This is a genomic window from Roseospira visakhapatnamensis (assembly GCF_014197915.1).
Taxonomy (GTDB): domain Bacteria; phylum Pseudomonadota; class Alphaproteobacteria; order Rhodospirillales; family Rhodospirillaceae; genus Rhodospira; species Rhodospira visakhapatnamensis.
The window spans coordinates 1-11,989 of sequence record NZ_JACIGK010000048.1 but is presented as its reverse complement, the minus strand read 5'-3'; the positions used below and the strand labels follow the sequence as shown (position 1 = coordinate 11,989).

The window sequence follows — 11,989 nt, the reverse complement described above, 5'->3', positions numbered from 1 at the left end:
GCCCGCACCCGGATGTTCACCCATCTGGCGACCATCACCGCCTATCTCGTCTTCCCGTCCTGGTCCGCCCTCATGCGCACCCTCACAACCGGAGTTCCGCCGCCGCAACCACCCTGAGCCCGCCCCTCCTCACCTGTCCCTTCAATCGCCAGACCCGGTTGCGACACACTCCAACCCCATCCTGAGAACTGCTGCATCAGCATGGACGGCAAGGGCCGTTGTATGGACAATGTGTTCGTGGAACGCCTCTGGCGCAGCCTGAAGTACGAGGACGTGTACCTGAAGGCCTACGCCACCGGGTCCGAGGCCCGGGCCGGCATCGGCGCCTGGATCGAGACCTACACAACACCCGGCGCCCACACCAGGGGCTGGCGTACCGGACGCCCGACGAGGTCTACTGGCCCGGCCCGCCGTCCTCCGGGCTCCGCTGCCGCTCCGCCCCGCGGCCGCCGGGCCGGGCCGCCTGAACCATCACCCACCACCCCACAAGGGAGCCCTTCAGAGCTTACGAACCCACCGAACCTGTCCGAACGACCGGGGCCACCTCACACCTCACACTTGCTCATGGCTCCATCCTCTCAAACTCTGGAGCCTCCGCCAAACCCGGGGCGGTTCAAAAGCCGCATGCCCGGATCTGTGAGGGCGAAAGCCGAATGGCTGAGCTACTCGACCACGATCCCCCGTAGCGGGCCCCCGCCGGCCCCGACCCGTTGCGCCGCCGCCGCAGGGGAATCGCATTTGCCTGATTGGTCTGGAAATGAGGGGAGGAATGGATTCTTTAGGGGGCTCTCTTACAGCGAATGGGAGGCCCCATGTCCTGGTTTCTGGACGCGTTTGCCGACATCCGCGATCCTCGGGCGCTCAACGCCCGCCATGATCTTCTTGAGACACTGACGATCGCCTTGGTGGCGTCGATCTGCGGAGCGGAGGGGTGCTCCGACTTCGCCGACTTCGGCGCTGATCGTGAGGACCTGTTCCGGGAATTTCTCACGTTGAAACATGGCGTTCCGAGCCATGACACGGTCTCGCGGGTGTTCCGTCTTTTGGACCCGAAGGCGTTTTCGAGGTGCTTTGGTCGTTTTCTCGAGGACCTGGGGGCCGTCGGGGAGGGGGTGGTCGCGATCGACGGCAAGACGCTGCGGCGGTCGTTTGATGGCGCGGCCGGCCGCTCCGCCCTGTCGGTGGTGACGGCCTTTCGGTCGGCGACCTCGGTGGTCATCGGCCAGGAGGGGTTCCGCGCCCCGGAGGGAGACAGCGAAATCCTCGCCGCCCGCGCGCTTCTGCGCTGCCTGGACCTGACGGGCTATCTGGTGACGGCGGATGCCATCCACTGCCAAAACGAGACCGCGCAGGTCATTCTCGACCAGGGGGGCGACTATCTTCTGCGCCTGAAAAGCAACCGTCCGGCCTTGCATGACATGGTCAAGCAGGCCTTTGACGACACGGCGTTCCGGGCCGACCTGGACCAGGCCCACACCACCGACGCCGACCACGGCCGTCTGGAAGAGCGCACGGCCTGGGTCTGTCACGATGTGTCCTGGCTGAGCGGCCCAAAATCCTCCCCGCAGGAGCCGGTCCTGCTGCCCGGTCTCGCCTGCCTCGGCATGATCGAAGCCACGACAACGCGCGACGGAAAGACCACAACGACCCGTCACTACCATGTCTCCTCGCGGCCCTTGAGCGCCCAAGCCTACCTGACCGCCGCGCGCCGTCACTGGAGTATCGAAAACGGGCTGCACTGGGTGCTGGACGTGACATTCGACGAGGACCAGGCCCGCAACAGAAAGGACAATGGCCCGGAGAACCTGTCCATTCTGCGCAAACTCGCGCTCAACGTCCTCAAGCGCGCCAAACCCGGCATGTCCGTGCGACGTAAGCGCAAGCGCTCTGGATGGTCCAACGCCTTCGCCCGAGACATCATCGGCCAAATGCGATAGCCCTGCGCCGCCGCCGCATGTGGTCTGTACCCGTCGCCGATCCCCGCCCTATAGTACGGCCTTCGCATGACTCAGGACGGGCTCGGGACCATGCCCCGACGGCGACAGGACACCAGGGGGACACGTCAGGCCAAGCGAGGCCGCCGGTCCGACCCGTCGGCACGGGTATCCCGGTCCCTCGGGCGCCGGCTGGTGCGGGGACTTGCGCTGACCCTGGCCATCTTTGTCGCCCTCACCGCGACCGGGCTGCTGGCCTTCCGGATGCTGCCGGTGCCGATCACGCCGCTCATGCTGGTTCGGCTGATCCAGGGCGAGGGGCTGGCTCGGGACTGGACGGCGTTGGACGACGTGTCGCCGGCTCTCGTGCGGGCGGTCATCGCCAGCGAGGATGCCCGCTTCTGCTCTCACAACGGATTTGACTGGGTCGAGATCGAGGAGGCGTGGACCACCTGGCGTACCGGCGGACGCCTGCGCGGCGCCAGCACCATCAGCATGCAGACGGCCCGTTCGGTGTTCCTGTGGCCGGGGCGGGATCCGCTCCGCAAGGGGCTGGAGGCCGTCCTGACCGTCCCCCTGGAGGTGCTGTGGCCCAAACGGCGGATTCTGGAGGTCTATCTCAACGTCGCCGAGTGGGGACCCGGCGTGTATGGGGCGCAGGCGGCGGCCCGCCACCACTTCGACCGCGACGCGGCCGCGTTGGACGGGCGGCAGGCGGCGCTCCTGACGGCCATCCTGCCCGCGCCGCGCAGCTGGTCGGCCGCCCGCCCCGGGTCCCACGTGCGCGGCGTCGCGGGCACCATCCAGGCCCGCGCCCGGCAGGTCCCGTTGGGCGACAACAACACGCCCTGTCCCCGGCCGTGACCGGGTGCCGTTCTCGCCGGGGGTCAAGGCCGGCGAGGCAGGGACGGCGACGGTGTCCCGCCGCCGTTTGGGGGGCGATGGACACGGCGGGAGGGACTCGGATCCTGTCCGCCCGGGCCGCGCCGTGATGCCGAACGACGCGGCGACGCCGTCGGTTGTGTTATGACGGGGGCGATGTCGAAAGGAGGCGAGGGATGGAAGGACTGCGGGAACTGACGGTGGTGGGCGATCGCGTGTTCCTGTCCTTCCTGGTCAATCAACTCGACCAGGAGGGCATTCGCGCGATCGTGTTCGACCACCACACCAGCGCCGCGCTGGGCTTTGCCGTCCAGGGCCTGGGTGTGCGTGTGTGCGTGGCCGAGGACCAGTACGAGCGGGCCCGATGGGTGCTGGCGGACGTGGCGCCGGACCTGGCCTCGGACATGGTCCCGGAGGGGGACACCAGCACAGAGGGACGGTCCGGACGGTGATGCACGCGGGCGAGGGGACAGGGACGGGGGACATCGACATCGGCGACCAGGCCCTAAAAAGCCGCGCTCCGGATGATGGCGCCGGGGACGGCGGCGGCGACGCGGCGGTGGAGGAAACGGGGCTGCTGGGCGGGCGCGTGCGCCTGCTGCAACCGCGCGTCGGCTACCGGGTGGCCATGGATCCGGTGCTGTTGGCCGCCGCGGCGCCTTTTTACGGCCCGGGGCCGGTCCGCCGGGTGCTCGACGCCGGGTTGGGGACGGGCGCCGCCGCGCTCTGTCTGCTGGCCCGGGCGGCGGCGGTGGCGGAGACCGTGCCCGACCTGACCGTGACGGGGATCGAGCGGAGCCCGGCGGTGGCCGCGCTGGCCGGACGCTCGGCCGCGCTGAACGGCTGGACGGACCGCCTGCGGGTGGTGGTGGGCGACGTCACCGATCCGCCGGGGCCGGACCACGCGGAGGTGTTCGACCTGGTCATGACGAATCCGCCTTATGGCGAGGCGGGGCGGGGGACGCGGCCCCCCGTCGCGGCCCGGGCGGCCGCTCATGTGGAGAGCGTGCCGCTGACGGCGTGGGTCGACGGTTGCCTGGCCCGGCTGCGGCCCAAGGGGCGCCTGGTGATCATTCATCGGGCCGATCGCCTGGACGACCTGCTCGCGGCCCTGCGCGGGCGGGCGGGCGCGCTGGAACTGATCCCGCTCTGGCCCGGCTCGGTGGCGCGGGGGAGCGCCGGCGGCGGGGCCGCCCGCCGGGTGATCGTGCGGGCGCGCAAGGGAATCCGGGGGCGGGTGCGGCTGTTGCCGGGCCTGGCGCTGCATGAGGCCGATGGCAGCCATGGCGCGCAGGCCGAACGCGTTCTGCGCGATGGCGTGTCCCTGGACACGGTGCTCTCCCTTTTTGGTCCCGACGAGCGCAGGGCCATCGGGTGACGCGGCGCGAGGCCCGTCTCCGGGGAGGGCGCCGACCCGACGCTCGTTTCACGGCCCTTGACCGTACCCGAGGGCGGGGCCCATAACGGCGGCATGTTTGGACTCAGCCTGAGCAAGGTCCTGTTCACGGTCGCCGTCGTGACGATCGTCTGGGGCGCCTTCAAGTATTATGGCCGGGTTCTCGGCGGGGGAGGGCCCCGGGAGAGCCTGCGCGACCGTGTCGAGCGGGCAGCCCAGGACGCCGTGCGGCGGCGCATGGGGGACCCGCCCGGGTCGGGACCCGAGTCGGGATCCACTTCCGCCGCCGGGCGGGCCGAGGATCTGGTGCGCTGCCCCGCCTGTGGTGTGTGGCATGCGCCGGACTCAGCATGCGGATGCGGTCGGCGCAGCTGAGACGGTCTTGGGTCTTGGCCCGAGATGCCCTCCCGGTCATGCCCGCCGATATCCCCGACACGCGCCGCATCCTGGACACGCGCCAATGCGGAAACCGTGGCGACCCGGAGCGTTGCCCCGCGCGGGGCGCGCGGTCGCCGGAGGTCGAGACGATCCGTGACGCCGGACATCCGCGTGGGGATCAGGGCGGCGGCCCGGACAGTCCGTCGTCCTCGCCGTGGGAGGGGACCGACACCGTCGCCGTCAGGAACTCCATGATCTTGCGTCGCACGGTATCGTTCGGCAGGCGGTTGAAGATTGTCATCAATCGCAAGGCATCGCTGGTGAGCACGGGGTCGGTGGGCACGGGCGGGTTCGTCAGGCCACGGGCGCGGCACAAATCCTCGTCAAGATCATCAAAGAAAAAAGAAATGGGAACACTTAACTGCATCGATATATCAAATAGCCGTGACGCCGAAACTCGGTTGGTCCCCCGTTCATATTTTTGCAACTGCTGAAACGAAATTCCGATACTTTGCGCCAGGTCCTGCTGCGTCAAACGCAGCACCGTGCGGCGCAGGCGGATGCGTTCGCCCACGTGCACGTCGATCGGATCGGGTCCCTCTCCCCTCGCCACGGCCATGGCCATACTCTCCTGCGATCGTGTTCATCCCGCCGATCATCGGCGGTCCCCCGGTTGTCGAGCCCCCCCGGCTGGCCGCCAGGTCGTCCGCAAGGCTCCTCTAAAGTGGTATGCTACCGATACACGGAGGGGATCGCAAGAAATCGTATACAATCTGACATGCAGAGAGATATGCGTTCACTGTCCGATGTAGCGACACGCGCTTTGGTGTCGACGTATGACTACCGATGACCTTAGAGGCGTGAAGACGATACGATATCGTATCGGGACCGGTGTTTTCTTGCGCGATATCATTTCAACACGCGAAGGATCGTGGCATCCTCACCATCAGTATTGGTCGTGACGGTTTGGTGCGCTTGGCCGTGTGGTCACTGGCGACCTGTCCAGGGAGCATGGGCGACCATCACCATGGCCAACCGGTCCACGATTTGGGTTTGGTCTGTCGGAACAGGGGTCGGGATGGCGCGCCGGCGGTCGAATGGATGCTCGTTTGGGCGCGGTGTGGACGTGGATCGTCGACGGATTGGATCCAGATCGGCGCCAGTCGTCCGAGCCCGGGGGGCACGGGGCGCGATGCCGCGCGGCGGCCCGACGCGCCGACGTCTCGGCCCGAGTGAACCGGTGTCGCGCGTCCATTGCCGCCGTGACGCCGAGGCGGCGAGCCTTGGGATGGCCTGGATCCGGACACCAGACCCTGGAGAAGAGGAGGCGAGGAAAGGGTGGGGGCACAGGGTGACCGACCGCCGTCGGCGTGACCGACCCTCACCCCCGCGTGGAAGGGCCATCAAGCGTGGATTGCCGTGTTGGGCCCGACTGGGGCTCAACACGGGGTTACGTCCACTGGTGTTAGGATGTGGCACACCTCGTCATGACGACGTGGATATCATTGTCATCCTTGGGGACCGGGAAAATGGTTCCGGAGGGATGGGGTCTCATGCCCCCGGCACGCCCCCGCTGTCCCCTGTCGGGACGACGGAGCGGCGCCGGAAACGAGCGGTTCACGGCTGCGCGGCCGGTCGTCGACTCCGGTCAGTGGATGCGGGACTCGTCGACCCGGGAGAGGGCGTAGGCCGCCGCGCTTTCGTCGGACCGCAAACAAGCCGTCTCGGCCGCCGAGACCGCGGCGATGAAGGCCGCGATGCGCTGTTCACTGGCTTCGTCCCCGTTTCGGCGGGCGTTCCGCTGCAGGCGCACCGCATCCAGCAGGAGTTCCTTGATCATGGTGCCTAGCGTTTGGATGACATCGGCATCGTGCGACATGGTGTCCCCCCATGCTGGATTGCTTGAGACGTCTCGACGGGATAGCCGAGAGTCGGAGATCGCTTTCGAGGGACAAGAGTAAGATGACCGATCCAAGGAATGATATGTCCGAATGGGACAAAAGATTCGCGGTTCGGTGGCGGGAAGCGTTTATAAGGGAGTTCGGCACCGGAAAAGTTGCCGCACAGCAACTTTCAGACCTGGGTATTCACCCAACCACCATCAAGACGTGGACGAGTAAGGGAGGGCGACCCACCGTCGCCAACCTTTGCCTGGTGGCCCGCAAGGCTCGCGATCCCAGCGCTTTCATTGCCGAGATATGCGCTGATGAGTTGTGGGCTCGCGAACTGGCCGTGGCCGTGCAGCGCCGCCGCCTGGGGGACGCCGAGGCGGCCCTGGCCGCATGCCGCACCCAGGGCGACCAGGATCCACTGGGGGTGATCCGCCGGTTCGTGGGGCCGGCGCGCGCCATCTGGCTACTGGACGACCAGGGCCGCATGACGTTGGCCACACAGGGGCCGGATGCCGAGGCTCAGCGCATCCTCGGTGGGGACTGGGACGGTGAGGGTACCGCCCTCGACAGCCTGCTGCGGAACCGGGGATGGGTGCTGATCGAACAGGACGAGGACCAGCCGCCGGTCATCCACTGCCACGCCGTGTCCGCGAGCGCCCGGGCCTTCGACGCGCTGATGACCTGGCTTGAGCAGGAGCCGCGCACGCAAGGTATGGTGCTCCGGGTGTTCATCATCGACTGGGTGGATGTTCCCTGCTCCAGCCTCTACCAACTCCAGGGAGAGTTGGACCGCGTACAACACATGCAGGCCGCCATCGCCCGCGATCGCTGGGCTGCCGATGCGACCATGGAGTCCGGCGACGGTTCGTGTCCCGATTCGGCATCAACTCAGGCCCCGTCCGCCGTCATTGACCCTGAAGGTGATCCGGGGCTCGACCCCCGGATCAAGGATGGGGTGGTCGAGGACGGGGTGGCCGGGGATCGGCGGAATGATGGATCGGGCCTTGTCGCGTCCCAGGAGCTTGTGCCCCTGACGGGCGGCGGTCTTTCGCTGACGACACCGACTCGCGTGTTGTCGTCCTTGCCGCGCTGGCGAGTCGCTGCCTTTCCGGAGGATCGAGACGGCGGTTTGCCGGGCCCGGACTCTGAGCGTCTCTCCTTGGAGGACGCGCCACGGGACGGGCATGCCTTCTGGACCCTCTGGCGCCAATGCGGCGGCATCGTCGGAGGGGAGATGATCCACAATCTGGAAACCAGCCGGATGTTCGACCTTGTCGGGATCTACGGCGTTCTGGATCAACAGTTCCGAGTCGGCTTCGTGGGCACACGGCTTCGCCTGCCGGTCGGTATGACACGGGAGAAAATCACTGGACACGACATCCTGGAAATCCAGGCCCCCAGTGGGTACGGCCCTCTGATTGCATCCAACTTCGCTTTAGCCGCACACGAGCGCATTCCAGTGGTACATCGCATTCGCGTCACCAGTCGGCGGTCTTACCGACGGGTGAGCTTTCCCATCTTCGATCATCGGGGTCGGAGAGTGGTGGCGATCATCGGCTTCTCCGACGCCCGGATTACGGAGGATACCTCATGACCGCGATGCATATCACCGCTGCTCCCGTGCTTGATTTCTTCACCGCCGGGCTCTCTCAGGAACGAGAGGTCCGGCGTCGCCTTTCCCTGGAGGTGGTGCGCCGCGCGGCGGTGTTGCGGGACAATGGCCTTCAGGTCGGCGTCAGTCACGATTTCCGTCCTCTCGTCGAGGCACCTGCCGCTGTTGGCGAGACGACCCTGCGGATGCCCTTGGTCGACCCGGACTGCCAATCGTATCTGGACGATGGCAGCGCCTTCTGGGCCGGATGCTGGCGCGACAATGTCCTGGTCGCCACCACGGCGGTTCGGTTGCGGCATGTGTCCGGCGGTCTGCGCGAGGACATGGAGAGCCTGCGGTTTTTCTACGACGATCCGGTGCGCATTCCGGCCGACGTGGTATGCCGGATCGAGGCGCCGTCCGCGCGTATCATCAGCGGCCTGGTGATGTGTTCGGTGTCAGTCTGGACGGCCAGGAGCGAGGCTGGCCGGGGCGTGGCCGAGAACCTGTCGCAGCTTGCCAAGCTGATCGGAGTCGGCTTGTGGGATCCGGATCACCTGATCGGCTTCTGCATGCTCGACTCTGTACGCAAGTTCGCTTTCCATAAGTACTGGCACAGCACCGCCGAACTGGGGTTCTATCTCAGTGCGCCCAACTTCCGCCTGCCGGAGACCGCCGTCCTGTTGGCAACCAGCCGGCGCGATTTCCGGGAACAGCGCCTGGGGCTGATCGGACTGACGTCGGTGCGGGTATCGGGCCAGGGGGCCGAGACCCTGCTCGCGCCATCGTCGTCGATCGAGGCAGGGCCGGGCGCGGACGGGCGCCTGTAGCGCGCCCGCCGACGGGTGGGGTCCGCGTGTCGTGGTCCAGTCCACCCCAGCGTGACCATCTCAATAGACAAGAAACGCCAAGGTAGAGCAAATCCCGAGCGATCCGAACCGGATCGCGACGACGATTTGCTTTAAAAACGAAAACGTAGAGCGTTTTGGGTGAGTCCAAATCACGCAACACGCTCTAAGACGTCATGCCAACGGCCAACGACGATCACCGGTGGGGGGGGCGCGACCGGTCCATCCGGGACCGTGTCGCGGCGCCGGGAGGTCGGACGCGGGTGCCCGCAAGCACCCGACCGTGGATGAGTCGCCGTCATCCGTCGCTGGGTGCGCGCGTGAGTGAGGACGGCCGGCCGTCAAGGCCGGCCGTGCCGCCCGGCGATCGTCCGGCGATCGTCTGGCACGGGACGATATGAGGTCTTGTGCCGGACCACGGGCGCGCCAGGGGTCCCGCGAGCATGCCCCGCAGGCGTGCCCCGGAGTCCCGTGCGGCGTCAGGGCGCCGGACCAGGCGTTTTCCGCGACAGGGGCCACCGCCCTCTGGTCAGGCGGGCGCGGAGCAGGTATACGAACGGGATCGTGCCCTTGTAGCTCAACTGGTAGAGCATCTGATTTGTAATCAGGGGGTTGCGGGTTCAAGTCCTGCCGGGGGCACCATATTTTTCAAGGGGTTAGAGCCCGCTTCTGGAGCCTTTCGAAGGCAACCGTAGGCAAGCGGACCTGTAGCGGACCCCACGGACACGGAAACGAGAGTGGACCTGGGGGTGGATGGGTAACGCCATCGGCCCGCCCAAGCTCTGCCCCTGCGGCACCGTCCGGTGGGCGCCGTGCGATCATGACGCAGGCCGGCGCCTCGGGGTCCGCACCCGGGTGCGCTGTCCAGACCGCCCCTCCACCCCCTGCCTTTCGTCGCGGGCGAGGCCCCCGGGGGTCCCCCCACGCATGCCCCCACCCCCACCCCCGCGCCGTCTCGTCTAGGGGTCCCGCCCTCTCGACGCGTTCGGTTCGGGGCCCGCCCCTCTGAAGGCGATCCTGGATTTTGGAGTCTGGAATTGGGGGGAGCATTTCCGGGTGGTGCGCGGAAAGGGCCGGGGGCGGCGGGCATTGCTGTAACAGCAATTCCTCCGAGCCCAAGAGCCCGCTGGCGAGCGCCCTGGGCGGCTGGCCCGCCAAGGGTGTGAATAATAGTCACACCCCTTTCGTCCTCATCGAGCCGCGCGGGCGTGTAGCGCGGCGGTCGATTTGGCACAAATCGGCAGGGATTTGGCACACCGGACATTGGTCCGGGGAGGCGTGATTGAGCGGTCTGACGGTGGGGCTGCGGGTGGGCGATCAGGCGGTGTCCGGTCGCGGCCCGGGGATGTTATCTAAGGTTGTTTGTGGGGCTTTTGAGAGGCGCTCGCGGATGAACGCGACGTAGCGCGGATCGGCATCGGAGAGCCAGGCGCGGCGGCCGGTGGCCAGGGCGGCCAGGCCCATGGAGCCGCTGCCGGCGAAGGGGTCGGCCAGTGTGCCGCCCCTCGGGCACCAGGGCCTCGATCAGGGGCGCCAACAGGTCCCGGGGCTTCTCGGTCGGGTGGTGCCGCCGGTGCGGTGGGACGCGTTTGGCGGGGATGACGTTGCCGATGGTCCGGGGGCCACGGACGGTCGGCCCGGGCTGCGTCAACCAGAGGATTACCTCGTGGCGCGGCCGTATACCCGTGTTGCCCTGGCCCTGGGACAGCTTGTCCCAGATGACCTGGCCGCGCCAGCGATAGCCGGCCGACTCCAGGGCGGGTCCGAGGCCCGGCGCCATCCGCCAGTCACAGAACACGGCCAGCGATCCGCCGGGCACCAGCGCCCGGCCGGCGGCCAGCGCGACGGTGCGCAGCAGCCAGCACAGGCCCCAGGTGGTCATGGCGTCGCCGCCGAACCAGCCGGCGGCCGCCCCGCCCTGGGTCATGCCCCGGCTGCCCTGGCGGGCGGCCTCGGTGGCGCCGCCGGCGCAATAGGGCGGGTCGGTGATGACGCCATGCAGGCTTTCAGGGGGCAGGCTGGCAAGCGCGGCAAGCGCGTCGGCCTGGGCCACATGAACGGGTCCGTCGGATGTCCCGTGGACCATATTGGCACGGTCTCCTCGTCCGGCGCTCAGGGGCGCTCGGGCGGGGGGCTCGGCGGTGGCGGGGATGGAGTCGCGGCCCTCAGGGTATTCAGGTGCCCGCAGCGGGGGCATTTTATGGCGATTGAACCGCTCTTGAAGTCGTTGATTTCGGCGAGCTTTCGCCGGCAGCACACGCAACGGATGGACTTTCCCGCCATTGTGGTTCCCAGTCAACCCCTCGCGCGCGTGCGAGGGCGGGCCGCGCTCCATGGCGGCCGCGTGGACGTGGGGATGTCTGGTGCATCCGGCTCGGGGCGCTGTCACGCCCCGGCCCCCGCCGCCGCGGGGGATCGCGCGGGCGCTCATTCGAAGCCCCGCAGGATGATCTCGGCGATCATGGTGCGGCGATGGTCCGCGTAGACCTTGCCGCAGTTAAACCTCCAGAGTCGGGCGGTGGTGCCGTCGCCCCCGAACATCGTTGTTCTCGACGAGCCTTCGGCGGGCTCCGGTTCGATTCTACCGACCACTTGCAGCGTCCAGGTGACGTCATCGACCGAGGTAAACAGGGTGACGTTTTTCGGCCGGTAAGCGCCGTCGACCACCGTGAAGGTGAGTTCAGTGACTCGCTTGGGGGCACCGCAGTCCAGCGTGATCCACCAATTTGGGTTCCCGGGCACGCCTTGTCTGGACATAACGTAGGTGTTGGGGTTCTTGTCGAACGCCTGCCAAGAAGGGTAAGTCTCCCAGCTTTTGGTGAGCACCTTGTAAGGTGCTGGAGCGTTCCAGTAAGTCATCGCCGGGTTTTCCCAGGGAATGACCAGCGCCTGCCCCGCACCGCCGGCCGCCGCGAGGCGCATGGCCGCCTGAGCCAGCATCACTCCAGCCCTCCCACGTGGGCGGCGAGCAGGTCGGTGCCGTCGTGGGTCAGGACCACCAGGTCGAAGGCCCCGGCCGCCGTCTGCCAGGTGGGCGCGTCGCCGCCCATCCAGCGGGCCGGGGTGGC

At 67.7% G+C, this 11,989-nt stretch carries 12 protein-coding genes, 1 tRNA gene and 2 pseudogenes; 9 read left to right on the top strand and 6 right to left on the bottom strand.

Translation table 11 applies throughout. The features are described from left to right. Positions 1–195: 195 nt before the first annotated feature. From GGD89_RS20275 to GGD89_RS18440, 6 genes and pseudogenes are all read left to right on the top strand, one after another. Positions 196–467, top strand: a pseudogene (locus tag GGD89_RS20275) (integrase core domain-containing protein); the annotation flags it as partial. Between the two features lie 345 nt (positions 468–812). Next, entirely contained in the window at positions 813–1,937 is a 1,125-nt protein-coding gene (locus GGD89_RS18460) for an ISAs1 family transposase (RefSeq protein ID WP_184048642.1), read from the top strand. Between the two features lie 192 nt (positions 1,938–2,129). Next, the gene (mtgA, locus tag GGD89_RS18455; protein WP_343058650.1) at positions 2,130–2,798 is read left to right on the top strand and encodes a monofunctional biosynthetic peptidoglycan transglycosylase; all 669 of its coding nucleotides are present in this window, start codon (positions 2,130–2,132) and stop codon (positions 2,796–2,798) included. 194 nt (positions 2,799–2,992) lie between these two features. Beyond that, positions 2,993–3,268: a putative signal transducing protein gene (locus GGD89_RS18450; protein WP_184048635.1), complete on the top strand. Its 276-nt coding sequence runs from the start codon at positions 2,993–2,995 to the stop codon at positions 3,266–3,268. After that, the gene (locus GGD89_RS18445; protein WP_184048651.1) at positions 3,268–4,194 is read left to right on the top strand and encodes a tRNA1(Val) (adenine(37)-N6)-methyltransferase; all 927 of its coding nucleotides are present in this window, start codon (positions 3,268–3,270) and stop codon (positions 4,192–4,194) included. Before GGD89_RS18450 ends, GGD89_RS18445 begins: the two co-directional genes overlap by 1 nt. Positions 4,195–4,287: 93 nt before the next feature. Continuing rightward, entirely contained in the window at positions 4,288–4,587 is a 300-nt protein-coding gene (locus GGD89_RS18440) for a hypothetical protein (protein ID WP_184048632.1), read from the top strand. A 181-nt stretch (positions 4,588–4,768) separates the two neighbouring features. Here GGD89_RS18440 and GGD89_RS18435 read toward each other — a convergent pair whose 3' ends face one another. Then, entirely contained in the window at positions 4,769–5,215 is a 447-nt protein-coding gene (locus tag GGD89_RS18435) for a helix-turn-helix domain-containing protein (protein WP_184048629.1), read from the bottom strand. Positions 5,216–6,238: 1,023 nt separating this feature from the next. Next, positions 6,239–6,469, bottom strand: coding sequence for a hypothetical protein (locus GGD89_RS18430; protein WP_184048626.1), 231 nt, complete (start codon positions 6,467–6,469; stop codon positions 6,239–6,241). A gap of 83 nt (positions 6,470–6,552) precedes the next feature. Here GGD89_RS18430 and GGD89_RS18425 point away from each other — a divergent pair, with 83 nt between their 5' ends. From GGD89_RS18425 to GGD89_RS18415, 3 genes are all read left to right on the top strand, one after another. Further along, positions 6,553–8,076 (top strand): hypothetical protein, encoded by a 1,524-nt coding sequence (locus tag GGD89_RS18425; RefSeq protein ID WP_184048623.1) that lies wholly within the window; start codon positions 6,553–6,555, stop codon positions 8,074–8,076. Further along, positions 8,073–8,903: a hypothetical protein gene (locus GGD89_RS18420; RefSeq protein ID WP_184048620.1), complete on the top strand. Its 831-nt coding sequence runs from the start codon at positions 8,073–8,075 to the stop codon at positions 8,901–8,903. The genes GGD89_RS18425 and GGD89_RS18420 overlap by 4 nt, the downstream gene beginning before the upstream one ends. 584 nt (positions 8,904–9,487) lie before the next feature. After that, positions 9,488–9,563: transfer RNA gene (locus tag GGD89_RS18415), tRNA-Thr, on the top strand. Positions 9,564–10,238: 675 nt separating this feature from the next. On the opposite strand, the gene GGD89_RS19810 is transcribed toward GGD89_RS18415, so the two are convergent. The 4 genes and pseudogenes from GGD89_RS19810 to GGD89_RS18400 form a co-directional block, all read right to left on the bottom strand. Continuing rightward, positions 10,239–10,385, bottom strand: coding sequence for a hypothetical protein (locus GGD89_RS19810; protein ID WP_246423224.1), 147 nt, complete (start codon positions 10,383–10,385; stop codon positions 10,239–10,241). Positions 10,386–10,434: 49 nt separating this feature from the next. Further along, positions 10,435–11,007: pseudogene (locus tag GGD89_RS20270) on the bottom strand (DNA methyltransferase); the annotation flags it as partial. A 26-nt stretch (positions 11,008–11,033) separates the two neighbouring features. After that, positions 11,034–11,204, bottom strand: coding sequence for a Com family DNA-binding transcriptional regulator (locus tag GGD89_RS20720; protein ID WP_221238563.1), 171 nt, complete (start codon positions 11,202–11,204; stop codon positions 11,034–11,036). Between the two features lie 144 nt (positions 11,205–11,348). Continuing rightward, positions 11,349–11,861, bottom strand: a complete 513-nt coding sequence (locus GGD89_RS18400) for a discoidin domain-containing protein (RefSeq protein WP_184048613.1) — start codon at positions 11,859–11,861, stop codon at positions 11,349–11,351. Between the last annotated feature and the right edge of the window lie 128 nt (positions 11,862–11,989).

Excerpts from the sequence above, each read along its gene's own strand:
- GGD89_RS18460 (WP_184048642.1), top strand. The coding sequence starts at position 813 with ATGTCCTGGTTTCTGGACGCGTTTGCCGACATCCGCGATCCTCGGGCG.
- GGD89_RS18450 (WP_184048635.1), top strand. The coding sequence starts at position 2,993 with ATGGAAGGACTGCGGGAACTGACGGTGGTGGGCGATCGCGTGTTCCTG.
- GGD89_RS18445 (WP_184048651.1), top strand. The coding sequence starts at position 3,268 with ATGCACGCGGGCGAGGGGACAGGGACGGGGGACATCGACATCGGCGAC.
- GGD89_RS18440 (WP_184048632.1), top strand. The coding sequence starts at position 4,288 with ATGTTTGGACTCAGCCTGAGCAAGGTCCTGTTCACGGTCGCCGTCGTG.
- GGD89_RS18435 (WP_184048629.1), bottom strand. The coding sequence starts at position 5,215 with ATGGCCATGGCCGTGGCGAGGGGAGAGGGACCCGATCCGATCGACGTG.
- GGD89_RS18430 (WP_184048626.1), bottom strand. The coding sequence starts at position 6,469 with ATGTCGCACGATGCCGATGTCATCCAAACGCTAGGCACCATGATCAAG.
- GGD89_RS18425 (WP_184048623.1), top strand. The coding sequence starts at position 6,553 with ATGACCGATCCAAGGAATGATATGTCCGAATGGGACAAAAGATTCGCG.
- GGD89_RS18420 (WP_184048620.1), top strand. The coding sequence starts at position 8,073 with ATGACCGCGATGCATATCACCGCTGCTCCCGTGCTTGATTTCTTCACC.
- GGD89_RS19810 (WP_246423224.1), bottom strand. The coding sequence starts at position 10,385 with ATGGGCCTGGCCGCCCTGGCCACCGGCCGCCGCGCCTGGCTCTCCGAT.
- GGD89_RS20720 (WP_221238563.1), bottom strand. The coding sequence starts at position 11,204 with ATGGCGGGAAAGTCCATCCGTTGCGTGTGCTGCCGGCGAAAGCTCGCC.
- GGD89_RS18400 (WP_184048613.1), bottom strand. The coding sequence starts at position 11,861 with ATGCTGGCTCAGGCGGCCATGCGCCTCGCGGCGGCCGGCGGTGCGGGG.